23 protein-coding genes, 1 tRNA gene and 2 other RNA genes are annotated in these 24,762 nt (G+C 50.0%); 19 read left to right on the forward strand and 7 right to left on the reverse strand.

Features of this window, described 5'->3' with window-relative positions:
• Positions 1-68: 68 nt before the first annotated feature.
• Positions 69-440, forward strand: coding sequence for a membrane protein insertion efficiency factor YidD (gene yidD / locus FEK50_RS16965; protein ID WP_131161476.1), 372 nt, complete (start codon positions 69-71; stop codon positions 438-440).
• Positions 441-493: 53 nt separating this feature from the next.
• Here yidD and cspA read toward each other — a convergent pair whose 3' ends face one another.
• Both cspA and FEK50_RS16975 read right to left on the reverse strand, forming a co-directional pair.
• A complete protein-coding gene (gene cspA, locus FEK50_RS16970; RefSeq protein WP_000014594.1) occupies positions 494-706 on the reverse strand; it encodes an RNA chaperone/antiterminator CspA in 213 nt (70 codons plus the stop codon).
• A 281-nt stretch (positions 707-987) separates the two neighbouring features.
• Positions 988-1,278, reverse strand: coding sequence for an HTH-type transcriptional regulator (locus FEK50_RS16975; protein ID WP_130210056.1), 291 nt, complete (start codon positions 1,276-1,278; stop codon positions 988-990).
• Positions 1,279-1,697: 419 nt separating this feature from the next.
• Here FEK50_RS16975 and FEK50_RS16980 point away from each other — a divergent pair, with 419 nt between their 5' ends.
• Complete coding sequence (locus FEK50_RS16980; protein WP_130210058.1) at positions 1,698-2,408, forward strand: DUF3053 domain-containing protein; 711 nt, start codon at positions 1,698-1,700, stop codon at positions 2,406-2,408.
• Positions 2,409-2,456: 48 nt separating this feature from the next.
• Here FEK50_RS16980 and ghrB read toward each other — a convergent pair whose 3' ends face one another.
• Positions 2,457-3,431, reverse strand: a complete 975-nt coding sequence (gene ghrB / locus FEK50_RS16985) for a glyoxylate/hydroxypyruvate reductase GhrB (protein WP_131161477.1) — start codon at positions 3,429-3,431, stop codon at positions 2,457-2,459.
• A 103-nt stretch (positions 3,432-3,534) separates the two neighbouring features.
• Positions 3,535-4,194 (reverse strand): OmpA family lipoprotein, encoded by a 660-nt coding sequence (locus FEK50_RS16990; protein ID WP_000747625.1) that lies wholly within the window; start codon positions 4,192-4,194, stop codon positions 3,535-3,537.
• A 152-nt stretch (positions 4,195-4,346) separates the two neighbouring features.
• On the opposite strand from FEK50_RS16990, the gene bisC reads away from it, so the two are divergent.
• A complete protein-coding gene (gene bisC, locus FEK50_RS16995; RefSeq protein ID WP_130210062.1) occupies positions 4,347-6,680 on the forward strand; it encodes a biotin sulfoxide reductase in 2,334 nt (777 codons plus the stop codon).
• Here the strand turns inward: bisC and FEK50_RS17000 are convergent.
• Together FEK50_RS17000 and tag are read right to left on the reverse strand one after the other, a co-directional pair.
• Complete coding sequence (locus tag FEK50_RS17000) at positions 6,649-7,089, reverse strand: N-acetyltransferase (RefSeq protein WP_130210064.1); 441 nt, start codon at positions 7,087-7,089, stop codon at positions 6,649-6,651. The two genes, bisC and FEK50_RS17000, sit on opposite strands and share 32 nt — an antisense overlap.
• Positions 7,086-7,649: a DNA-3-methyladenine glycosylase I gene (tag, locus tag FEK50_RS17005; protein WP_131161478.1), complete on the reverse strand. Its 564-nt coding sequence runs from the start codon at positions 7,647-7,649 to the stop codon at positions 7,086-7,088. Before tag ends, FEK50_RS17000 begins: the two co-directional genes overlap by 4 nt.
• A 157-nt stretch (positions 7,650-7,806) precedes the next feature.
• Here tag and FEK50_RS17010 point away from each other — a divergent pair, with 157 nt between their 5' ends.
• From FEK50_RS17010 to dppA, 12 genes are all read left to right on the forward strand, one after another.
• Positions 7,807-8,505, forward strand: a complete 699-nt coding sequence (locus FEK50_RS17010; RefSeq protein ID WP_130260119.1) for an autotransporter outer membrane beta-barrel domain-containing protein — start codon at positions 7,807-7,809, stop codon at positions 8,503-8,505.
• A 228-nt stretch (positions 8,506-8,733) separates the two neighbouring features.
• Positions 8,734-9,936, forward strand: coding sequence for an MFS transporter (locus FEK50_RS17015; protein WP_131161479.1), 1,203 nt, complete (start codon positions 8,734-8,736; stop codon positions 9,934-9,936).
• Between the two features lie 323 nt (positions 9,937-10,259).
• Positions 10,260-10,784 carry a long polar fimbrial major subunit LpfA gene (gene lpfA / locus FEK50_RS17020; protein ID WP_130210072.1) on the forward strand — a complete coding sequence of 175 codons (525 nt, stop codon included), beginning with the start codon at positions 10,260-10,262 and terminating at the stop codon, positions 10,782-10,784.
• Between the two features lie 83 nt (positions 10,785-10,867).
• Positions 10,868-11,554, forward strand: a complete 687-nt coding sequence (gene lpfB, locus FEK50_RS17025) for a long polar fimbrial biogenesis chaperone LpfB (protein WP_130210074.1) — start codon at positions 10,868-10,870, stop codon at positions 11,552-11,554.
• Positions 11,555-11,577: 23 nt separating this feature from the next.
• Positions 11,578-14,109: an outer membrane usher protein LpfC gene (gene lpfC, locus FEK50_RS17030; protein ID WP_131161480.1), complete on the forward strand. Its 2,532-nt coding sequence runs from the start codon at positions 11,578-11,580 to the stop codon at positions 14,107-14,109.
• Positions 14,110-14,119: 10 nt separating this feature from the next.
• Positions 14,120-15,172 (forward strand): long polar fimbrial protein LpfD, encoded by a 1,053-nt coding sequence (lpfD, locus tag FEK50_RS17035; RefSeq protein ID WP_240780252.1) that lies wholly within the window; start codon positions 14,120-14,122, stop codon positions 15,170-15,172.
• A gap of 5 nt (positions 15,173-15,177) precedes the next feature.
• Complete coding sequence (gene lpfE, locus FEK50_RS17040) at positions 15,178-15,702, forward strand: long polar fimbrial protein LpfE (RefSeq protein WP_131161482.1); 525 nt, start codon at positions 15,178-15,180, stop codon at positions 15,700-15,702.
• A 252-nt stretch (positions 15,703-15,954) separates the two neighbouring features.
• Entirely contained in the window at positions 15,955-17,646 is a 1,692-nt protein-coding gene (gene eptB, locus FEK50_RS17045) for a kdo(2)-lipid A phosphoethanolamine 7''-transferase (protein ID WP_130260123.1), read from the forward strand.
• A gap of 91 nt (positions 17,647-17,737) precedes the next feature.
• Positions 17,738-17,814 (forward strand) — tRNA-Pro (locus tag FEK50_RS17050).
• Between the two features lie 34 nt (positions 17,815-17,848).
• A non-coding RNA gene (locus FEK50_RS17055) (RtT sRNA) lies at positions 17,849-17,982 on the forward strand.
• Positions 17,983-18,016: 34 nt separating this feature from the next.
• Positions 18,017-18,150, forward strand: a non-coding RNA gene (locus FEK50_RS17060) — RtT sRNA.
• A gap of 661 nt (positions 18,151-18,811) precedes the next feature.
• Positions 18,812-20,419: a dipeptide ABC transporter substrate-binding protein DppA gene (dppA, locus tag FEK50_RS17065; RefSeq protein WP_016262652.1), complete on the forward strand. Its 1,608-nt coding sequence runs from the start codon at positions 18,812-18,814 to the stop codon at positions 20,417-20,419.
• Between the two features lie 62 nt (positions 20,420-20,481).
• Here dppA and FEK50_RS24215 read toward each other — a convergent pair whose 3' ends face one another.
• On the reverse strand, positions 20,482-20,709 hold the full coding sequence (locus FEK50_RS24215) for a hypothetical protein (RefSeq protein ID WP_165383329.1): 228 nt from the start codon (positions 20,707-20,709) through the stop codon (positions 20,482-20,484).
• A 17-nt stretch (positions 20,710-20,726) separates the two neighbouring features.
• Here FEK50_RS24215 and dppB point away from each other — a divergent pair, with 17 nt between their 5' ends.
• Genes dppB through dppF form a run of 4 tightly spaced genes read left to right on the forward strand, consistent with a single transcriptional unit; the run spans position 20,727 to position 24,662 of the window.
• Positions 20,727-21,746, forward strand: a complete 1,020-nt coding sequence (gene dppB, locus FEK50_RS17075) for a dipeptide ABC transporter permease DppB (protein WP_000938857.1) — start codon at positions 20,727-20,729, stop codon at positions 21,744-21,746.
• Between the two features lie 9 nt (positions 21,747-21,755).
• Positions 21,756-22,658 carry a dipeptide ABC transporter permease DppC gene (gene dppC / locus FEK50_RS17080; protein WP_130258811.1) on the forward strand — a complete coding sequence of 301 codons (903 nt, stop codon included), beginning with the start codon at positions 21,756-21,758 and terminating at the stop codon, positions 22,656-22,658.
• 10 nt (positions 22,659-22,668) lie between these two features.
• Positions 22,669-23,652 carry a dipeptide ABC transporter ATP-binding protein gene (gene dppD / locus FEK50_RS17085; protein WP_001196445.1) on the forward strand — a complete coding sequence of 328 codons (984 nt, stop codon included), beginning with the start codon at positions 22,669-22,671 and terminating at the stop codon, positions 23,650-23,652.
• Positions 23,649-24,662 carry a dipeptide ABC transporter ATP-binding subunit DppF gene (gene dppF / locus FEK50_RS17090; protein WP_130260125.1) on the forward strand — a complete coding sequence of 338 codons (1,014 nt, stop codon included), beginning with the start codon at positions 23,649-23,651 and terminating at the stop codon, positions 24,660-24,662. Before dppD ends, dppF begins: the two co-directional genes overlap by 4 nt.
• Positions 24,663-24,762 lie beyond the last annotated feature (100 nt).

A 24,762-nucleotide genomic window follows, 5' to 3' on the forward strand; every position in this document is an offset into this window, starting at 1 on the left:
AAAAAATGCGAATGGATTTGGCTATTAAATAGGTTTTTAATTGAGAACAGGAATAGTTCGGAGCCTTCATGAATAAACTGCTTTTACTGTTGATAATGCTTTATCAACGACATCTTTCTCCTCGCAAAGGATACCGCTGTGCTTACAGTGTGTTGCACCAAACGCAGGGATGTTCGGGAGCGGTCAAAGAGATTATTCAACAGAAAGGTGTTATTGCAGGCTGGGGCGAGATACGTCAGCGTTTTGCAGATTGCCGACTAGCGGCACAGACAATCAGGCAGAAGCAACACCTGAACGAGGTTACACGTAAAAAGAAGAATAATGATTGTGATTGTTCCGGGTGTGATGGTGCGGCCTGTCGCGATTGCCACATCCCGGTGCCGGATATGGATTGTTCCTGGGACTGTTCTTCTCTACATATAAAGCGGTTTTTCCAATAAAAAAATCCCCGCCAAATGGCAGGGATCTTAGATTCTGTGCTTTTAAGCAGAGATTACAGGCTGGTTACGTTACCAGCTGCCGGGCCTTTAGCGCCGCTTTCGATGGTGAAGGACACTTTCTGACCTTCGTCCAGAGATTTGTAACCATCGTTCTGGATAGCAGAGAAGTGTACGAACACGTCTTTAGAGCCATCGTCAGGAGTGATGAAACCGAAGCCTTTGTCAGCGTTGAACCATTTTACGATACCAGTCATTTTACCGGACATAGTGTATTACCTTTAATAATTAAGTGTGCCTTTCGGCGATATGGCGTGCTTTACAGATTTTGAAGCGTTAAAGGAAATGTGCACTACGAGGGGTATCAACGATAACTCTTGAAGGGACTTGCCTTACTACACTGCTTTAATGGTCTGTACGTCAAACCGTTGATGTGCATTAAGCCACGCATTGGAGGTGGATGCAACAATTATTTTTCAAATTTATGATTAATCGGTCGGAAAACGGCCCTGTCATCAGGACCGTAAACATCAAAAAAGTTAATAAAACTCTATTCCATCAACTGCTTACTTAATGCCGGATTGGCCTGAATCAGACGCATTAATTTTAGTTCAGCACTGGAAGGCTTCACTCGTCTGGATTCCCATTCCTTTACCATCGCAACGGATACGCCCAAAACACGAGCGAAATCATCAATTTTTAACCCCGTTCCTTTGCGTAATTGCTCAATCTCGGTACAGGGCGTAGGTCTGTGCATCAGGGTAATCTTCTGTGTTTCATCTTTAAAAACAATTTGTTCCAGACTGCTCAACAGCTCAAGCATTGGATCTTTATATTCCATTGAAAACTCCTCAAATCACACTGCGGGATCGTGAATTGCATTGAAGCTCATTAAGAATAGTCGGGAAACACAGACTCAGCGGGAAGCAACCAGAGTGTGATTCGATTCAGCCTATCAATAACTGTGACTTATAGTTGCCTAACGATATGATTAATGCCGATATATTTCGCAGAATCCCGGATTGTAAAGATTCCGAAAATTTCACCTACCTAAGAGAAGTAAAGTCCTGGCTAAAAAACGCAATAGCAATGCCTGTTTTTAACAATGAAACAACAAATTAACCTTCCTTCATTTTCTACATCATTTTCCCAGGAAGATTATGCATAAAGGGTATCTTGCAAGCTTGTCCTGGACTATCCTTGTCACGTCAGACACGCGTGTGTCGTTGTGCGCTTTTTTTGGGTGAAAGGAGTAAGAAAATGGCGACAGGAAAGTCCTGCTCTCGCTGGTTTGCGCCTCTTGCGGCGTTATTAATGGTAGTTAGCCTGAGTGGGTGTTTTGATAAAGAAGGCGATCAGCGTAAAGCGTTTATCGACTTCCTGCAGAATACAGTGATGCGTAGCGGTGAACGTCTACCAACCTTGACTGCCGATCAGAAAAAACAATTTGGTCCTTTTGTCTCTGATTACGCGATTCTGTATGGCTATTCCCAACAGGTGAATCAGGCGATGGATTCCGGTCTACGTCCGGTTGTAGACAGCGTTAACGCAATTCGTGCACCACAGGATTATGTCACGCAAAGTGGTCCGCTGCGTGAAATGAACGGTTCGCTGGGTGTACTGGCGCAACAGCTACAAAATGCGAAGTTGCAGGCCGATGCTGCGCACTCTGCGCTGAAACAGACTGATGATCTGAAGCCGGTCTTTGATCAGGCATTCACCAAAGTGGTGACGACACCGGCTGATGCGTTACAACCGTTGATTCCGGCGGCACAAACCTTTACACAACAACTGGTAATGGTTGGGGACTATATTTCCCAGCAGGGTACTCAGGTAAGCTTTGTGGCGAATGGCATTCAGTTCCCGACTTCGCAGCAGGCGAGTGAATATAACAAACTGATTGCGCCATTACCGGCACAACATCAGGCGTTTAATCAGGCCTGGACCGCAGCAGTAACTGCAACCCAATAAAGAGTAAAAGCCCGGGAGATTTTCGGGCTTTTCTCCACGCAGTCGCGGTTATTCCGCGACTTGCGGATTCACACAGTTCTTCTCGACATTCCCTTGTAACGCATTAATCAAATTATCCACCGCACAGGCGGCCATGCCATAACGCGTCTCATGAGTAGCAGAACCAATATGTGGGACTGCGACGACATTTGCCATTGAGAGCAGCGGTGAATCCACTGACAGTGGCTCTTGTTCGAAGACATCCAGTCCGGCGGCGTGAATTTCCCCTTTCTGCAATGCCGCAATCAGTGCATTTTCGTCAACCACCGGTCCACGTCCTGCATTAATGAAGATGGCGGAGGATTTCATTTTGGCGAATTGTTCAGCGCCAAACAGGTGATGCGTTTCTTCAGTTAGCGGCAGGATCAGGCAAACGAAATCCGATTCTTGTAACAGCGTATCCAGATCGCAATAACGGGCGTTAAAGCGTTCTTCAGCTTCTTTATGGTGGCGGCGAGCGTTATAGAGAATCGGCATGTTGAAGCCAAAGTGCGCCCGTTGTGCCAGTGCCATGCCAATCCGTCCCATCCCGACAATGCCAAGAGTTTTATGATGCACGTCGCTGCCGTACCAGTCCGGGCCAATGCTCGCGGTCCATTCGCCTGCTTTTACGCGTTCTGCTACCTCGACAACCCGACGCGCGGTACACAGCACCAATGCCATCAGCGTATCGGCCACCGTTTCCGTTAATACGGTTGGCGTATGCATTAGCAGGATTTTTCGGGCGGTAAGCGCATCGACATCGAAATTGTCGTAGCCTACAGAGATAGTTGATGTGGCACGCAGTTTCGGCATTTTGTCCAGCAACGTGGCATCAACATTTTCATTTGAACCTAACAAGCCCTCGGCTTCGGCAAAAATTTCCGCGTTTTGCGCGACGGTCTGTGGAGTGAGGTCTGTCACCTGGTGAACGGTGAAATGTGCTTGCAGGCGTTGCAGTAAATCATCAGGTAAGGCTTTGTAGAGGATAACGGACGGCTTCATGCTTCTCTCCATTCACTGATAAGGCGATCACCTTAGCCTGAAAAATGAAGCAGGAAAACCTAAGAATACCAGGTGATTGAATCACCACCTGGCATGAAAGTGATTACAGCGGGCTTAAGGTAATTTCTACGCGACGGTTTTGGGCTTTGCCTTCTGCGGTGCTGTTGCTGGCGATCGGGTTAGCCGGACCAAGACCCTGGGTACGAATACGGCTGGCGTCAACGCCCTGGGTAATCAACGCGCTGGCAACGGAATCTGCACGCTGCTGCGACAGACGCATGTTCAGGTCATGACCACCAGTGCTGTCGGTGTAGCCAATCACGTTAACCGCCGTTTTCGGGTACTCTTTCAGTACCATTGCAACACCGGTCAGGGTGTTAGCACCTGCTGGTTTCAGAGTGGCGCTGCTGCTGTCGAAGGTCACATTGTTCGGCATGTTGAGGATAATGTTGTCCCCGCTGCGCGTTACGCTAACGCCGGTGCCGCGCATTTTGTCGCGCAGTTTCGCTTCCTGCACATCCATGTAATAGCCAACGCCGCCGCCCAGTGCCGCGCCTGCTGCTGCGCCAATCAGTGCGCCTTTACCACGATCTTTCTTCGAAGAAGAGAGTGCGCCAATGCCCGCGCCAACGAGAGAGCCCAGACCCGCGCCAATAGCAGATTTACCCGCTTCGCGTTCGCCGGTGTAAGGGTTAGTTGTACAACCAGATACCGCCAGAGCGCCACTCACAACGGCGGCAATAAGATAAACACGTTTCTTCATTGTTAATCCTTAATAACCTTTTTATTCTTTGCCACGGGTTTCGTGGCGGAAGATTATGCCGTGTGAACATGAAGATTATTCCTGGGAATACTCGGAAATTTGTAAGTAATATTTAACTGCTCAATACATCTAACTTTTCAGGAGCCTTCGGTTTGGCCAACTCATCCTCACGTTATTCTGTTCTTACTGCCGCCCACTGGGGCCCAATGCTGGTTGAAACCGACGGTGAAACAGTTTTCACCTCGCGTGGTGCGTTAACCACAGGAATGGAAAACTCCTTGCAGAGTGCGGTTCGCGACCAGGTTCATAGCAATACGCGGGTGCGATTTCCGATGGTGCGTAAAGGCTTTCTTGCGTCACCAGAAAATCCACAAGGAATTCGCGGGCAGGACGAATTTGTTCGCGTGAGTTGGGATGAGGCACTGGATCTTATTCACCAACAACACAAACGTATTCGCGGAACTTATGGTCCGGCGTCGATTTTTGCCGGTTCCTACGGTTGGCGTTCAAATGGCGTGCTGCATAAAGCGTCAACCTTGTTACAACGCTATATGGCGCTGGCAGGCGGCTATACCGGCCATCTGGGGGATTATTCGACCGGCGCAGCACAGGCGATCATGCCGTATGTTGTGGGCGGCAGCGAAGTTTATCAACAGCAGACCAGCTGGCCGTTGGTGCTGCAACACAGCGATGTGGTTGTGCTGTGGAGTGCTAACCCTCTAAATACGCTGAAAATTGCGTGGAATGCGTCTGATGAGCAGGGGCTTTCTTACTTTTGTGCACTGCGTGACAGTGGGAAAAAGCTGATCTGCATTGATCCAATGCGATCGGAAACCGTCGATTTCTTTGGCGACAAAATAGAGTGGGTAGCTCCACATATGGGCACCGACGTAGCACTGATGCTGGGGATCGCCCATACGCTGGTGGAAAATGGCTGGCACGACGAGGCATTTCTGGCACGTTGTACCACAGGTTATGACGTCTTCGCCGCTTATTTGCTGGGCGAGAGCGATGGCATTGCGAAAACTGCCGAATGGGCGGCGGAGATTTGTGGTGTTGGCGCAGAGAAAATCCGCGAACTGGCGGCTATTTTCCATCAAAATACCACCATGCTGATGGCTGGTTGGGGAATGCAACGCCAACAGTTTGGTGAGCAGAAACACTGGATGCTCGTCACGCTGGCGGCAATGTTGGGGCAAATCGGTACACCAGGTGGCGGTTTTGGGCTTTCTTATCATTTTGCCAACGGTGGTAATCCCACGCGCCGCGCTGCGGTGCTTTCATCCATGCAGGGCAGTTTGCCGGAGGGCACCGATGCGGTAGATAAAATCCCCGTAGCTCGCATTGTTGAAGCTCTGGAAAATCCTGGCGGCGCGTATCAACACAACGGCATGAACCGACATTTTCCGGATATTCGTTTTATCTGGTGGGCGGGCGGTGCCAACTTTACCCACCACCAGGATACCAATCGCTTGATCCGCGCCTGGCAAAAACCGGAGCTGGTGGTGATATCGGAATGTTTCTGGACGGCGGCGGCGAAACACGCCGATATCGTCCTCCCCGCGACCACCTCATTTGAGCGTAACGATCTCACTATGACTGGTGATTACAGCAATCAGCATCTGGTGCCGATGAAGCAAGTAGTGCCACCGCGCGATGAAGCGCGTAATGATTTTGATGTTTTTGCTGAGTTAAGTGAGCGCTGGGAGAAGGGCGGCTATACACGGTTTACGGAAGGGAAAAGTGAGCTGCAATGGCTGGAAACGTTCTATAACGTTGCGCGGCAACGTGGGGCAAGTCAGCAGGTACACTTGCCGCCGTTTGACGAGTTCTGGGAAGCCAACCAGTTAATTGAGATGCCAGAAAACCCAACCAGCGAACAGTTTATTCGGTTTGCTGATTTTCGCCGCGCCCCACAGGCGCATCCGTTAAAAACTGCCAGTGGTAAGATTGAAATCTTCTCGCAGCGTATCGCGGATTACGGTTACCCGGATTGTCCAGGGCATCCCATGTGGCTGGAGCCGGATGAGTGGCAGGGCAACGCCGAACCGGAACAGTTGCAGGTACTTTCTGCTCATCCGGCGCATCGTCTGCACAGTCAGTTGAATTACAGTTCCCTGCGCGAATTGTACGCGGTGGCAAATCGAGAACCTGTCACCATTCATCCTGTAGATGCACAGGCGCGCGGTATACAAGATGGCGATACTGTTCGGCTGTGGAACTCACGCGGGCAAATCCTTGCCGGAGCGGTGATTAGCGAAGGTATCAAACCCGGTGTGATGTGCATTCACGAAGGGGCATGGCCGGATCTGGATTTTACTGCTGGCGGGATTTGTAAGAACGGTGCGGTGAATGTGCTGACCAAAGACCTCCCAAGCTCGCGGCTGGGGAATGGCTGTGCAGGTAACACGGCGCTGGCGTGGCTGGAAAAATACACCGGCCCTGAACTTACGCTTACGGCGTTTGATCCGCCTGCCAGTCCATAATCCAGGTAGGGAGTTGAGTTTCCTCCTGCCATGCGCAGTCGACAATGCGAAAGCCTTGCGCATGATAAAAACTTATCGCTGGTTGGTTTTTCTGGTAAACCTCCAGCAATAAATGGGGATGGCGTTGTTGCATATGTTGCATTAACGCCTTGCCGATACCGCGCCTGACAGCCTTCGGTGCGACAAACATCGCTGCCAGAAATCGCCCTTCCATCACGCTGACAAAACCGAGAAATTCACCGCTTTCTTCCCACACCCAGTTTTGTGCGTTAGCAAGATATGCATCACGCACCAGTGGAATGCAGTCACGCCAGTAACTCTCTTCTATAAAGGGATGTCCCCAGGTTGTGCTTTCCAGCCACAGTTCAAGGATCGCGGGCAGCTCAGAACGTTGCGCTTGTCTAATCATGCCTTATTCCCCGGATGGCAACAGCAGCCAACCACATGATCGTTCACCAGCCCACACGCCTGCATAAAGGAGTAACAAATCGTCGAGCCTACAAATTTAAAGCCACGTTTTTTCAATGCCTTAGAGAGTGCGTCGGAGGCAGGTGTCGACGAGGGGATTTCGCTCAACGTTGTGGCTTGTGTCACCTGTGGCTGATGATTTACGAACGACCAGACAAACTCGGCAAACGGTTCGCCGTTCTCTTCCATTTGCAGGTATGCACGCACATTGCCAATAATGGCCTGAATCTTCCCGCGATGGCGGATAATCCCGGCGTCCTGAACCAGTCTTTCGACATCCTCTTCCTGCATTGCCGCAACTTTTACTGGATCGAACTGATGAAAACAGGCGCGATAATTCTCTCGTTTTTTGAGGACGGTAATCCAGGACAGCCCCGCTTGTTGACCTTCAAGGCAGATCATTTCGAACAGTTTTTTACTGTCAGTTTCAGGCACGCCCCACTCTTCATCGTGGTAGGCAATATAAAGCGGGTCCTGACTCACCCAGCCGCAACGTTCCATACTTTCCCTCGCTATGTACCTGTTCGTAAAAATTTCACCGGCTTTTCTTGACGCACCGGTGAAAAAGTCAATATTTAATACAGGACTACTATGCCCGATATCTTTCATACAATGACAATAATAATGCCGAATTCGGCTCTTCCCTGGAGTCGTGTTAATGATCATAAAAAAATGTGGTGGTCGCCAGACGTTAAGTCTACTGGCGAGCGTGGTAATCAATTCCTTTTTTCTCAACACAGCTTACGCCTGGCAACAAGAATATATCGTTGATACGCAACCCGGACATACCACGGAGCGTTACACCTGGGATAGCGATCACCAACCGGATTACAACGATATTTTGTCGCAACGTATTCAAAGCAGCCAAAGAGTGCTGGGACTGGACGTTAATCTGGCGGAAGAAACGCCTGCGGATGTAACCAGCAGCATGAGTATGGGCTGGAATTTCCCTTTATATGAACACGTTACGACTGGTCCGGTTGCCGCATTGCATTACGACGGTACGACCACTTCGATGTATAACGAGTTTGGCGACAGCACGGCAATGCTGACCGATCCGTTATGGCATGCCAGCGTCAGTACGTTAGGCTGGCGTGTTGATTCCCGACTTGGCGATTTCCGCCCCTGGGCGCAAATCAGCTACAACCAGCAATTTGGTGAAAATATCTGGAAGGCTCAATCAGGCCTAAGTCGCATGACAGCGACAAATCAGAATGGTAACTGGCTCGATGTGACCGTAGGAGCCGATATGTTGCTTAACCAACATATTGCCGCCTATGCCGCGTTATCCCAGGCGGAGAATAGCGCCAATGATAGTGATTACTTGTATACCATGGGTGTTAGCGCCAGATTTTAACGAATTAGTCACAATCAAAGCCCGGCAATAACAATCATTGTAATGATAGTGGGTGCTAACTCACTCAAATAATAATTTTAATGAATGTTTGTCATGTCATTCATTCCTTAGTTAAAGCATTTCATTCCGTTCTGATGGCATTTCATGCCGTTTTTCCCCTGGCATAAAATGCACTTCGTTATGGTTGTCGGCAGAGAATCTTCCAATTTACTACTGCAGGACACTGCCATGACACCTTCAAACTATCAGCGTACCCGCTGGCTAACCCTTATCGGTACCATTATCACCCAGTTTGCGCTGGGGTCAGTTTATACCTGGAGCCTGTTTAATGGCGCGCTCTCTGCCAAACTGGATGCGCCGGTCAGTCAGGTTGCTTTCTCCTTCGGCCTGTTGAGTCTGGGACTGGCAATTTCTTCTTCTGTTGCTGGCAAGTTACAGGAACGTTTTGGTGTCAAGCGCGTCACAATGGCTTCCGGTGTTCTGCTGGGATTGGGGTTCTTTCTTACCGCGCACTCCAACAGCCTGATGATGTTGTGGTTGAGCGCTGGTGTGCTGGTTGGTCTGGCAGATGGCGCAGGTTATCTGCTGACGCTCTCTAACTGTGTGAAGTGGTTCCCGGAGCGTAAAGGGCTGATCTCCGCGTTTGCCATTGGTTCCTATGGTTTGGGTAGCCTGGGATTCAAATTTATCGACTCGCATCTGCTGGAGACGGTGGGTCTGGAAAAAACCTTTGTGATTTGGGGCGCGATTGCGCTGGTGATGATTGTCTTTGGCGCGACGTTAATGAAAGATGCACCGAAACAGGAAGTCAAAACCCATAATGGTGTAGTGGAAAATGATTTCACTCTGGCCGAGTCAATGCGTAAACCGCAATACTGGATGCTGGCGGTGATGTTCCTCACTGCCTGCATGAGCGGCCTGTATGTGATTGGTGTAGCGAAAGATATTGCTCAGAGTCTGGCGCATCTTGATGCAATTTCCGCGGCCAACGCAGTGACGGTTATTTCTATTGCTAACCTTTCTGGTCGTCTGGTGTTGGGCATTCTGTCTGACAAAATCGCCCGTATCCGCGTCATCACTATTGGACAGGTGATTTCGCTGGTGGGTATGGCAGCACTGCTGTTTGCACCATTGAATGCAGTGACATTCTTTGCGGCGATTGCCTGTGTGGCGTTTAACTTCGGCGGCACGATTACTGTGTTCCCGTCACTGGTCAGTGAGTTTTTCGGTCTTAATAACCTGGCTAAAAACTACGGTGTGATTTACCTCGGTTTCGGTATCGGCAGCATTTGCGGCTCGCTTATCGCCTCACTGTTTGGCGGCTTCTATGTGACTTTCTACGTCATTTTTGCCCTGCTGATTTTGTCTCTGGCGCTTTCTACTACCATTCGCCAGCCAGAGCAGGAAGTATTGCGTGAAGCACATATTTAGAAATATGTGGCTACTGAAATAAATCCCACAGGGAGACGTCAGCGTCTCCCTTTTTTATAATCGAATATTAAATGAGCAATAATATTCATATAAAGAATGTGTTTTGTTATTTAATATAAATCATAAATATAAATATATTCCTAAAAACACAGTGGCTATTTGATGTGTTATTTGTAATGCATTGAAGTTGAAGTAAATTTAACTTTGTTACCAAAATACACCTTCAGTAAAATAATTTTATTTTTTAGCACCGTTTGTATAATCTGCCCCCCCGTTGTTATGAACAACATCAAGCATATTTATCTATATAAATGGAGTTATAAATGAAAAAGGTTCTGTTTGCCTTATCTGCGCTTGCGCTGACCTCTACTTCCGTATTCGCAGCTGATGCGGGCGACGGTACTGTTAAATTCACTGGTGAGATTGTTGACGCCGCTTGTGTTGTGTCTCCAGACACTCAAAAACAAGAAGTTGTTCTGGGCCAGGTGAACAAGTCTGTGTTTACTGCTACTGGTGATAAATCCACAGCAACTCCGTTCAAAATCAAACTGGAAAACTGCGATATCTCCACGTTCAAAAATGTGGATATCAGTTTTAACGGTGTTGGTGATGCAGACAACAGCAAACTGATTTCTGTGAGCACTGAACCAGGTGCGGCATCTGGCGTAGGTATTGGTATTTATGATAACACCAATACGCTGGTTGAACTGAATACTGGTAAATCCAAAACTACTCTGAAACAAGGCCAGACCGTTCTGTATTTCACCGCTAACTATGTCTCTACTAAAGATGCAGTAACCATCGGTTACGGTAACGCCGAAGTCGACTTCAACCTGACTTACAACTAATCGAGCCTGACGGAACGATCATCTCTCAATGGCAACAGATTATCTGTTGCCATTATTCGCACCAATGACTCAGGGACCGAATCATGAAACGTATTAGCCTTGCCGTGCTGGCACTTTTAATGACCGCACAACAGTGTTTTGCTGGTGGCATAGCCTTAAGCACGACGCGTGTTATTTATGATGGCGGCAAGAAAGAAGCGTCGCTGACCGTTGAAAATCACAATAAAAATGAAGAGTTTTTGATCCAGTCATGGATTGATGATGTGAATGGCAATAAAAAAACACCGTTTATTATTACACCGCCATTATTCAAACTTGATCCCGATAAAAATAACGTCTTACGTATCGTCAATATTGAAGATACTTTACCTAAAGATCGTGAATCTGTTTACTGGATTAATGTAAAAGCGATTCCTGCGAAAAGCGCTGAAAATGAAAATAAAAACGTCTTACAGATAGCCGTTCGCACCCGTCTGAAGTTGTTCTACCGTCCGAAAGGCTTACCGGGAAGTAATCTTGAGGCAATGAAGCAGTTACGTTTTCAACGTCAAAATAACCAAATTGTGGTTAATAACGACTCCGCTTATAACCTGACCTTTAATCAGTTTTCCGTTAATGGACAAAAGATTGAACGGGCGGGAATGGTTCTCGCGAAAGGAAAGTTAAACATTAACCTTCCAGCCGGTACAGGCAATGCGAACGAAGTGAAATACAGCATTATTAATGATTTCGGTGTTGCTGGCGAAATGCTGACGAAGCCGATTAACTGATCCTTTTACAAGGCGCTTTTACTATGCATTGGATGCATTTACCTCTCTATCACTACAGAGCGCATTTTTCTTTCTCACTGCTGGCATTAACGATTGCCAGCTCGTTACCTGCGTATGGCGGAAAATTTAACCCTAAATTTCTCGAAAACGTTCAGGGTATCGATCAACACGTCGACTTGTCGGTATACGACTCACCTGTCGGCCAGCAAATACCCGGTAAATACCGGGTTTCGGTGTTTGTAAACGAAGAAAAAATGGCTTCCCGGACGCTGGATTTTAGTACCGCCAGCGAAGCGAAACGCAAAGCCAGCGGTGAGTCGCTTATGCCTTGCCTTAGCCGGGTGCAACTGGAAGAAATGGGCGTGCGTGTTGACAGCTTTCCGGCGCTGAAGATGTCACCACCGGAAGCCTGTGTGGCGTTTGATGAAATCATTCCCCAGGCCACCAGCCGCTTTGATTTTAATACTCAGACGCTGCATCTTTCCTTCCCGCAGGCGGCAATGATGATGACCGCTCGTGGCACGGTTGATCCTTCTCGCTGGGACGAAGGAATACCCGCGCTGTTGCTGGATTACAGCTTTAGTGGCAGCAATGGGCGCAATGAAGGAACAGGTTCATCTTCAGACTCTACCAGTGACAGTTATTACCTGAACCTGCGCAGCGGTTTGAACGTCGGTCCGTGGCGTTTACGTAATAACAGTATCTGGAACCGTACCGATGGCAAAAACCAATGGGATAACGTTGGTACATCGTTAAACCGGGCGATTATTCCACTCAAGTCACAGATAACACTGGGTGATACCGCCACGCCTGGCGAGATTTTTGACAGCGTACAAATGCGCGGGGCGTTACTGGCATCTGACGATGAGATGTTGCCGGACAGCCAGCGTGGCTTTGCTCCGGTGGTGCGCGGCATCGCCAAAAGCAACGCTGAAGTCAGTATCGAACAGAACGGCTATGTCATTTATCGCACTTTTGTTCAGCCGGGCGCATTTGAGATTAACGATCTCTACGCAACCTCCGGCAGCGGCGACCTGACGGTGATCATTAAAGAAGCCGACGGAAGTGAACAACGTTTCATCCAGCCGTTTTCGGCGGTGGCGATTTTTCAGCGTGAAGGGTATCTGAAATATAGCCTGGCTGCCGGTGAGTATCGTGCGGGTAATTACGACAGCGATAAATCGCGATTCGGGCAGTTTACCGCCATGTACGGCTTGCCGTGGGGAATGACCGCCTATGGTGGTGCATTGTTATCGGCTGACTACAACGCCTTAGCACTGGGGCTGGGGAAAAACTTCGGCACCATTGGCGCGGTATCGGTGGATGTCACCCAGGCGAAAAGTCAGTTACGCAACAATGAAAAAGAGGAAGGCCAGTCTTATCGTTTCCTCTATTCGAAAAGTTTTGACGGCGGCACTGACTTGCGCCTGCTGGGCTACAAGTATTCAACTAGCGGCTATTACACCTTCCAGGAAGCGACCGATGTTCGCAGTGACGCCGACAGTGATTACCGTCGTTATCACAAGCGCAGCCAGATACAGGGCAACATTACTCAGCAACTGGGAGACTACGGCTCTGTTTATTTCAATATGACGCAGCAGGATTACTGGAACGTTGACGGTAAGGAGAACTCCTTAAGCGCTGGTTATCACGGTCATATTGGTCGGGTGAATTACAGTGTGGCCTATACCTGGACGAGAAGCCCGGAATGGGAAGAAGACGATCGCCTGTGGTCATTCAGTGTTTCGATCCCTCTGGGGGGCGCGTGGAGCAGTTATCGCATGACCACCGACCAGAATGGCAGGACGTCGCAACAGGCCTCTGTCAGCGGCACGTTACTGGAAGATCGTAACCTGAACTATAACGTTCAGCAGGGTTACACCAGTAATGGCGTTGGCTACAGTGGCAGCGTCAATATGGGGTATATGGGTGGCTCTGGCAACATCGACATGGGCTATAACTATTCCAAAGATAACCAACAGGTTAACTATGGCGTGCGCGGCGGTGTCATCGTTCACAGTGAAGGTATAACGCTTTCGCAGCCCTTAGGGGAAAGTCTGGCGATTGTTTCTGCTCCGGGCGCGCGTGGTGGACATGTGGTTAATAGCAGCGGCGTAGAAGTTGACTGGATGGGTAACGCGGTGGTGCCGTATCTCACGCCATATCGTGAAACCATTGTGGAACTGCGTAGCGACACGCTGGGGCAAAACGTTGAACTACAGGAAGCGTTCCAGAAAGTCGTGCCAACGCGTGGCGCAGTTGTGCGTTCCCGCTTTGAAACGCGCGTTGGTTACCGCGTATTGATGAGTTTAAAACAGGCGAATGGCAACGCTGTACCGTTCGGTGCTACCGCAGCATTAAGTGATGACAGCAAACCAGCCAGCAGCATTGTGGGTGAAGAGGGGCAGCTCTATATCAGCGGGATGCCGGAAGAGGGCGAGTTACAGGTGAGCTGGGGGAATGAGCAGGCGCAACGTTGCCGTGTGCCGTTCCGTTTGTCAGAGAAAAAGGACAATTCGGCTATCGTGATGGTTAATGCGGTATGTGAGAAATAAGGATATGCAGATGAGCTTTGTGAAATTAGTGTTTGGTGCTGTATTAATAACCTTAAGTTTATTTTCTACGAGTACTTATGCAGCGGATTGGGGACCCTGTCAGACTGATTCAGGAATACCTCACGACTATTGGTTTGATATAACGCAAACCATTATGGTCCCGACTGAAAATAAATCAGGTAAAATCGTCAGTATTCCATTTGATCTAGGGTATACTTATTCCGCTTATTGTCAGTGCCCTGATCCTATACCTCAAACGGGAGTAGTAACTAGATTTAAAGGAGAGTCTACTCTTTTGGATTCAACTCCCCAGTCAAATTATTACAAGTTGAATAATAATATATCAGTATTAACGAAGATTTATATTTTTAGACGTGGGGATTATATTGTTCCATTTACGGACATTGATAATGTTACTCTTGGTCTGGAGTGTACGCGGGGATTGTCAACGGGTTGGACGACAGGGAGTAAAGGTAATGTATTAATAAAAATAACCAAGCCTTTTACTGGTGAACTGGATATTCCAAAAACTCAAATTGCTGCACTTTATGGTTCAAAAAAAGCTTCATCTTACGGCAGTATTCCAATGGCAACAGTAAGTATTTTGGGGAAAATCACTGTCACTCAAGGTTGTGAACTTGCCGCTGGCACCGTGCTGGATATTCCATTCGGAGAATATCAGGCCCATGACTTTAAAGGGCGTGCCGGGCAACCGCCACAAAATGTTCGGAAGGTACAAAAAGAACTGAGTTTTGACTGCAATAATATTTCAGATGGCGTTAAAATTTATCTCAGTATTGATGCAACACCGAATAATGCTTACCCCAACGCAATTGATTTAGGTAACGCCGATGTTGGTGCAGTCATTGAGGACGGTAAAGGTAATATCCTCAAGCCGAATGACAGTAATAGCTTATTAGAAATGAATCCCGGTTCGCTGTACGAAGATGTCAAACGCAAAGCGACAACCACAATTACCGCTTATCCCGTTAGCACGACCGGAAAATTACCCGCTGCCGGTGATTACAGCGGCATTGCTACCATGCATGTCGAACTGGAGTAACAGTCATGAAGCGAACAATACTTGCGTTATGTCTGCTGCCTCTTTCCTTTTCGTCACTGGCGGCAACCACGGACTTAGGGCCGAAAGGAACGTTGAAATTCACCCTTAAAATTAGCCAGGGTGCCTGCGAACTGGTAAAAGACAGTGTTGAAGTCGACATGGGATTAGCGGTTCTCAAAAAACCGGTAAGAATTGGAACAGAACTTAATCCCACTACTTTTTCCATCGGTCTGAAAAACTGTAGCGATGTGGTCAGAGCCTACGTCACTATGGACGGTACGCCCAATGCGGACGACCCGAATCTTTTTGCGCTGGATGCGGGTGGCGCTACGGGCGTTGGGCTGAAAATCAAAACCGCCGCGGGAGTACAACAGTTCCCGGAAAATACGACACCGACACCGGTTGAGTTTGCAATTAACGGTGATGGCGCACATCAACTGAACTATATCGCCAGCTATGTGCCAATTCGCGCTGATGCAACCATTGGTCGCGCGGATGCAACGGTCGATTTTACCGTTCAGTACGAATAATTTCGCATCTTCGGGGCCAGGAAACTGGCCCTTTTTACTGCTTTTTGTAACGCTAAAGTCTTTTTTCATACTTGTATTTTTGTAAATTTGTGCTTCAAGTACACTCTTTCCCCACACTTTTTCCCTTTGCTGTGGTCTACTTATCAGCGTGTGCAGATTTTCCTTATCTGACGACCTTCGCACTTTTCCCTTGCCTGGCTTGAAAGGCCATAATGCAGGGTGTTATCACCTGTTTTTCCAGGGTTTGTTTGCATGAGATATATCAAAACGATAACGCAGCAAAAGCTAAGCTTTTTGCTCGCTGTCTATATCGGTCTGTTTATGAATTGCGCAGTCTATTTCCGTCGGTTTGACGGTTACGCGCATAACTTCACTTTTCTTAATGGCGTCTCGGCGGTTATCGAACTGGCAGGGACGGTTCTGGCAACCTTCTTCTTTTTACGCTTAATTTCACTCTTTGGCAGAACGGCCTGGAAAGTGCTGGCTTCATTGCTGGTGCTGATTTCTGCCGGAGCCAGCTACTACATGACATTTATGAATGTCATGATTGGCTACGGGATTGTTGCTTCGGTGATGACCACCGACATTGACCTGTCGAAAGAAGTGGTTGGCTGGACGCTTATCGCATGGGTTGTACTGGTGAGTATTATCCCGTTGCTATTTATCTGGATGAACCGTTCACAAGACACTTTCTGGCGCCAACTTTGTACCCCGAAAACTCGCTGGCGTAGTGCGCTTACCGTGCTTTTGGCGGGCTTGTTGGTATGGGGCCCAATTCGTCTGATGGATGTAGTGCAAAAGCGTGCAGACCGTTTGGCCGGAGTGGATATGCCAAGCTACGGCGGCGTGCTGGCGAACTCTTATCTGCCTTCGAACTGGCTTTCTGCGCTGGGGCTGTATGCCTGGGCGCAAGTGGATGAATCGTCAGACAATCGGTCGCTGATGAATCCGGCAAAAAAATTCACCTATACCCCGACGCAAAATCTCGACGACACCTATGTGGTTTTCATTATTGGCGAAACTACGCGTTGGGATCATATGGGGATGCTGGGCTACGAGCGCGATACCACGCCGAAGCTGGCCAAAGAGAAAAACCTGGTGATGTACCGTGGTTATTCTTGTGATACCGCGACTAAATTATCACTACGCTGTATGTTTGTACGTGAAGGTGGAACGGAAGATAACCCACAACGTACGCTTAAAGAGCAGAACGTATTTGCGGTTCTCAAACAGCTGGGCTTTAGCTCTGATTTGTACGCCATGCAGAGTGAGATGTGGTTCTACAGCAACACCATGGCTGACAACATTGCCTATCGCGAGCAAATTGCAGCAGAGCCGCGTAACCGTGGGAAAGCGGTGGACGACATGTTACTGGTCAATGAAATCGAGCGTTCTCTGGAGAAAAAACCAGAAGGTAAGCATCTGATTGTCCTGCATACCAAAGGTTCGCACTACAACTATACTCAACGTTATCCCCGTGAGTTTGCCCAGTGGAAGCCAGAGTGCTATGCCATTGACCGCAAATGCCCACGAGCGCCGATGATTAACTCATACGATAACTCAATCACCTACGTTGATCATTTTATCGACACGGTTATCGACAAATTCCGCGATAAGAAGGCCATTATTTTCTATGCAGCGGACCACGGTGAATCAATTAATGAGCGTGAGCACTTGCATGGCACACCACGTGAATATGCGCCGCCGGAGCAGTTCCGCGTACCCATGATGGTCTGGATGTCGGATAAATATCTGGAGAATCCGGCCAACGCGCAGGCATTCGCGCAGCTGAAAAAAGAGGCGGATATAAAAGTGCCACGCCGTCATGTAGAACTGTACGACACCATTTTAGGTTGCCTTGGTTATACTTCACCGGACGGTGGTATCAACGAAAACAACAACTGGTGTCGAATCCCTCAGGCGAAGAAAGCAGAAGCTAACTAAATGCACTGCTGAGTTTCTCGCCGATCAAAAGGCATTTTGCTATTAAGGGATTGACGAAGGCGTATCTGAGCAGTAAGATGCGCCCCGCATTCGGTGATTGGCGCAGCCTGGTAGCGCACTTCGTTCGGGACGAAGGGGTCGGAGGTTCGAATCCTCTATCACCGACCAAATTCGAAAAGCCTGCTCAGTGAGCAGGCTTTTTTGCATTTGTAGCCCATGAGGACGAGAACCTCCGGGGGCAGGGAGGTTCGACTCGAGCGAAGCGAGAGAACGTTGCGTCAGCAACGGCCCGCAGGGCGAGCCACGAAGTGGCGAGTAATCCTCTATCACCGACCAAATTCGAAAAGCCTGCTCAGTGAGCAGGCTTTTTTGCATTTGTAGCCCATGAGGATGAGAACCTCCGGGGGCAGGGAGGTTCGACTCGAGCGAAGCGAGAGAACGTTGCGTCAGCAACGGCCCGCAGGGCGAGCCACGAAGTGGCGAGTAATCCTCTATCACCGACCAATTTAGAAAAACCAGCCTACGGGCTGGTTTTTTGCTTTCTGTAACCCGCTCGAACGTAGGCCTGATAAGACGCGGCAGCGTCGCATCAGGCAATGGCAGCACACATTTCCCTGCCAAAATTGCGCCCCACATCTCACTATCCATTAACGGATTTGTGACAGAAACCATTGTCTTTTTTTATATTTGCTTAAATCTTTTTTTGCGTTACTTATGCCTGGCGCTGGCATTTTCCGTTGTGCGGTTTAGCGTTCATGGTATTAATCGCTCAGATATCCACCTTTTCCTCAGATTTTTTTCATTAAATGCATAAAACTTAATCACCAATTGTTGCTAAATATTAAGCTGATTGTTCTGGTTATGTTGGCGTAGCACAAATTTCTCTGCTGCAAATAGTTGTTTGAAGTTTTTTTAATCTTTGTTTGTGGATTCTCACCGTTGGTGTAAATCCCGGTGGGCTGTATTGACGTTTTCACATTCTGTTGACAGATTGTAGGTCACGAGGGGCATTTTATGGAGGATCCGCACTGTAACACTGATGTTAATTAGTACGGCATCCCCACCTCATAACGTTGACCCGACCGGGCAAAAAACAAAAAAGGTCAGGCAGCGACAACCCACTGCAAAGGGTTAAAACAACAAACATCACAATTGGAGCAGAATAATGCGTATTTCCTTGAAAAAGTCAGGGATGCTGAAGCTTGGTCTCAGCCTGGTGGCTATGACCGTCGCAGCAAGTGTTCAGGCTAAAACTCTGGTTTATTGCTCAGAAGGATCTCCGGAAGGGTTTAACCCGCAGCTGTTTACTTCCGGCACCACCTATGACGCCTCTTCCGTACCGCTTTATAACCGTCTGGTTGAATTTAAAATTGGCACCACTGAAGTGATCCCGGGCCTCGCTGAAAAGTGGGAAGTCAGCGATGATGGTAAAACCTATACCTTCCACTTGCGTAAAGGTGTGAAGTGGCACGACAACAAAGAATTCAAACCGACGCGCGAACTGAACGCCGATGACGTGGTGTTCTCGTTCGATCGTCAGAAAAACGCGCAAAACCCGTACCATAAAGTTTCTGGCGGTAGCTACGAATACTTCGAAGGCATGGGCTTGCCGGAGCTGATCAGCGAAGTGAAAAAGGTGGACGACAACACCGTTCAGTTTGTGCTGACTCGCCCTGAAGCACCGTTCCTGGCTGACCTGGCAATGGACTTCGCTTCTATTCTGTCAAAAGAATATGCTGACGCGATGATGAAAGCCGGTACGCCGGAAAAGCTGGACCTCAACCCAATCGGCACCGGTCCGTTCCAGTTACAGCAGTATCAAAAAGATTCCCGTATTCGCTACAAAGCGTTTGATGGCTACTGGGGCACCAAACCGCAGATCGATACGCTGGTCTTCTCCATTACCCCTGACGCTTCCGTGCGTTACGCTAAATTGCAGAAAAATGAATGCCAGGTAATGCCGTACCCGAACCCGGCAGATATCGCTCGCATGAAGCAGGATAAATCCATCAATCTGATGGAAATGCCGGGGCTGAACGTCGGTTATCTCTCGTATAACGTGCAGAAAAAACCACTCGATGACGTGAAAGTTCGCCAGGCTCTGACCTACGCGGTGAACAAAGACGCGATCATCAAAGCGGTTTATCAGGGCGCGGGCGTGGCAGCGAAAAACCTGATCCCGCCAACCATGTGGGGCTATAACGATGACGTTCAGGACTACACCTACGATCCTGAAAAAGCGAAAGCATTGCTGAAAGAAGCGGGTCTGGAAAAAGGTTTCTCCATCGACCTGTGGGCTATGCCAGTACAACGTCCGTATAACCCGAACGCTCGCCGCATGGCAGAGATGATTCAGGCTGACTGGGCGAAAGTCGGCGTGCAGGCCAAAATCGTCACCTACGAATGGGGTGAGTATCTCAAGCGTGCGAAAGATGGCGAGCACCAGACGGTAATGATGGGCTGGACTGGCGATAACGGGGATCCGGATAACTTCTTCGCCACCCTGTTCAGCTGCGCCGCCTCTGAACAAGGCTCCAACTACTCAAAATGGTGCTACAAACCGTTTGAAGATCTGATTCAACCGGCGCGTGCTACCGACGACCACAACAAACGCGTTGAACTGTACAAACAAGCACAGGTGGTGATGCACGATCAGGCTCCGGCACTGATCATCGCTCACTCCACCGTGTTTGAACCGGTACGCAAAGAAGTTAAAGGCTATGTGGTTGATCCATTAGGCAAACATCACTTCGAAAACGTCTCTATCGAATAATTAAAAGCCATACAAGACTGATGGCAAAGGCAAAACTGCCTGATGCGCTCCGCTTATCTGGCCTACGAAAATTCTGCAATGTATTGAGTTTGCACGATTTTGTAGGCCGGATAAGGCGTTAACGCCGCATCCGGCATAAACAAAGCGCACTTTGTCAACAATCTGCATACCCGGTGGTGCTGTGCCTCTGCGCGCAGCGCCATCCGGCAGCAATACTTCATTCCCTGTCCGGCACGGGCGGGAATTGATTTGTGAGCAATACAGACACGCAGTTCCAGGCTGCGGGTCACTACAGAGAATCCGGGTTATGTTGCAGTTTATTCTCCGACGTTTGGGACTCGTCATCCCCACGTTTATCGGTATTACCCTTCTCACATTTGCCTTTGTCCACATGATCCCGGGCGATCCGGTGATGATCATGGCGGGCGAACGTGGGATCTCCCCAGAGCGTCACGCGCAATTGCTGGCAGAACTCGGCTTGGATAAACCGATGTGGCAGCAGTATCTCCATTACATTTGGGGCGTAATGCACGGCGATTTAGGCATTTCGATGAAAAGCCGCATCCCGGTTTGGGAAGAGTTCGTGCCGCGCTTCCAGGCCACGCTGGAACTTGGTGTCTGTGCGATGATTTTTGCTACGGCAGTCGGTATTCCGGTTGGTGTGCTGGCTGCGGTTAAACGCGGTTCCATTTTCGATCACACTGCGGTTGGCCTGGCGCTGACCGGCTACTCGATGCCGATCTTCTGGTGGGGCATGATGCTGATCATGCTGGTTTCGGTGCACTGGAACCTGACGCCTGTCTCCGGTCGCGTGAGCGACATGGTGTTCCTCGATGATTCCAATCCGTTAACCGGTTTTATGCTGATCGACACCGCTATCTGGGGTGAAGACGGTAACTTTATCGATGCCGTCGCCCATATGATCTTACCGGCGATGGTGCTGGGCACAATTCCGCTGGCGGTTATCGTTCGTATGACGCGCTCCTCAATGCTGGAAGTGCTGGGCGAGGATTACATCCGCACCGCGCGCGCTAAAGGGCTAACCCGGATGCGGGTGATTATCGTCCATGCGCTGCGTAACGCGATGCTGCCGGTGGTGACTGTTATCGGCCTTCAGGTGGGAACATTGCTGGCGGGGGCGATTCTGACCGAAACCATCTTCTCGTGGCCCGGTCTTGGGCGCTGGTTGATTGACGCACTGCAACGCCGCGACTATCCGGTAGTGCAGGGCGGCGTATTGCTGGTGGCGACGATGATTATCCTCGTCAACCTGCTGGTCGATCTGCTGTACGGCGTGGTGAACCCGCGTATTCGTCATAAGAAATAAGGGGACATCATGTCACAGGTTACTGAAAATAAAGTGATTAGCGCGCCGGTGCCGATGACCCCGTTACAGGAGTTCTGGCACTATTTTAAACGCAACAAAGGCGCGGTTGTCGGGCTGGTTTACGTCGTCATCGTGCTGTTTATCGCGATCTTTGCCAACTGGATTGCGCCGTATAACCCGGCGGAACAGTTCCGCGATGCGCTACTCGCCCCGCCAGCCTGGCAGGAAGGCGGCAGCATGGCGCACTTGCTCGGTACAGATGACGTCGGTCGTGACGTTATGTCACGCCTGATGTACGGCGCGCGCTTGTCGCTGCTGGTTGGCTGTCTGGTGGTGGTGTTATCGCTGATTATGGGCGTTATTCTCGGCCTGATCGCCGGTTACTTTGGCGGCCTGGTCGATAACATCATCATGCGCGTGGTCGATATCATGCTGGCGCTGCCAAGCCTGCTGCTGGCGCTGGTGCTGGTGGCTATCTTCGGCCCGTCGATTGGTAACGCCGCGCTGGCGCTGACCTTCGTTGCCTTGCCGCACTATGTGCGCTTAACTCGCGCCGCCGTGCTGGTGGAGGTGAATCGCGATTACGTCACCGCGTCTCGCGTGGCAGGTGCCGGGGCGCTGCGCCAGATGTTTATCAATATTCTTCCCAACTGCCTTGCACCGTTGATTGTTCAGGCGTCGCTCGGTTTCTCTAACGCCATTCTCGATATGGCTGCTCTTGGTTTCCTCGGCATGGGGGCGCAGCCGCCAACACCGGAGTGGGGCACCATGCTCTCCGATGTGTTGCAGTTCGCGCAAAGCGCCTGGTGGGTCGTGACCTTCCCGGGTCTGGCGATCCTGCTGACGGTGCTGGCATTTAACCTGATGGGTGACGGTCTGCGTGACGCGCTCGATCCCAAACTGAAGCAGTAAGAGGTTCGAGATGGCGTTATTAAATATAGATAAATTATCGGTGCATTTCGGCGACGAAAGCGCACCGTTCCGCGCCGTAGACCGCATCAGCTACAGCGTAAAACAGGGCGAAGTGGTCGGGATTGTTGGGGAGTCTGGCTCTGGTAAGTCGGTCAGTTCACTGGCGATTATGGGGCTGATTGATTATCCGGGCCGCGTGATGGCAGAAAAGCTGGAGTTTAACGGCCAGGATTTGCAGCGTATCTCAGAAAAAGAGCGCCGCAATCTGGTGGGCGCCGAAGTGGCAATGATCTTCCAGGACCCGATGACCAGCCTTAACCCGTGTTACACCGTGGGTTTCCAGATCATGGAAGCGATTAAGGTGCATCAGGGCGGTAACAAAAGTACCCGCCGTCAGCGGGCGATTGACCTGCTGAATCAGGTCGGCATTCCTGACCCGGCCTCGCGTTTAGACGTTTATCCGCATCAGCTTTCCGGCGGCATGAGCCAGCGTGTAATGATCGCTATGGCAATTGCCTGTCGGCCAAAACTGCTGATTGCCGATGAGCCGACTACCGCGCTGGACGTGACCATTCAGGCGCAAATCATCGAACTGCTGCTGGAGTTGCAGCAGAAAGAGAACATGGCGCTGGTGTTGATCACTCATGACCTGGCGCTGGTGGCGGAGGCGGCGCATAAAATCATCGTGATGTATGCAGGCCAGGTGGTGGAAACAGGTGATGCCCACGCCATCTTCCGTGCGCCGCGTCACCCGTATACTCAGGCATTGCTGCGTGCATTGCCGGAATTTGCTCAGGACAAAGAACGTCTGGCATCGTTGCCTGGCGTCGTTCCAGGCAAATACGACCGCCCGAACGGCTGCCTGCTTAACCCGCGTTGCCCCTATGCGACAGACAAATGCCGCGCTGAAGAACCGGCGCTGAATATGCTCGCTGACGGGCGTCAGTCCAAATGCCATTACCCACTTGATGATGCCGGGAGGCCGACACTATGAGTACGCAAGAGGCCACCTCGCAACAACCGCTGTTGCAGGCTATCGACCTGAAAAAACATTATCCGGTGAAGAAAGGCATGTTCGCGCCGGAACGTCTGGTGAAGGCGCTGGATGGCGTTTCGTTTAACCTTGAACGTGGCAAAACGCTGGCGGTAGTAGGTGAATCCGGTTGCGGTAAATCGACGCTTGGTCGGTTACTGACGATGATTGAAACGCCCACCGGCGGTGAACTGTATTATCAGGGGCAGGATTTGCTCAAGCACGATCCGCAGGCGCAGAAGCTGCGTCGGCAGAAAATCCAGATCGTCTTCCAGAACCCCTATGGTTCACTGAATCCGCGTAAAAAAGTCGGGCAAATTCTCGAAGAGCCGCTGCTTATTAACACCAGCTTAAGCAAAGAACAGCGTCGGGAAAAAGCGCTGTCGATGATGGCGAAAGTCGGCCTGAAAACCGAGCATTACGACCGCTATCCGCACATGTTCTCCGGCGGTCAGCGTCAGCGTATCGCCATTGCCCGTGGTCTGATGCTCGACCCGGATGTGGTGATTGCCGATGAGCCGGTTTCCGCGCTGGACGTTTCGGTGCGCGCGCAGGTGCTGAACCTGATGATGGATTTGCAGCAGGAGTTGGGGCTGTCTTATGTCTTTATCTCCCACGACCTGTCGGTGGTGGAGCACATTGCTGATGAAGTGATGGTAATGTACCTGGGCCGCTGCGTGGAGAAGGGAACGAAGGACCAAATCTTTAATAACCCGCGCCATCCGTATACTCAGGCACTGCTCTCTGCGACGCCGCGCCTGAACCCGGACGATCGCCGCGAGCGCATCAAACTCACCGGTGAACTGCCAAGCCCGCTGAATCCACCGCCGGGCTGCGCCTTCAACGCCCGCTGTCGTCGACGCTTCGGCCCCTGCACCCAGTTGCAGCCGCAGCTAAAAGACTACGGCGGTCAACTGGTTGCCTGCTTTGCTGTTGATCAGGATGAAAATCCGCAGAAGCCTGCTGTATAACCCACCCGATGAGACCGGCTTTCATGCTGGTCTCATGTCAAATATGACCTTCTTGTACTTTAACTATCACTTATAGATCTTTTTTGACCATTGCTGTTGC

Source organism: Escherichia sp. E2586 (assembly GCF_005781105.1).
In the GTDB taxonomy this organism is placed as follows: Bacteria; Pseudomonadota; Gammaproteobacteria; order Enterobacterales; family Enterobacteriaceae; genus Escherichia.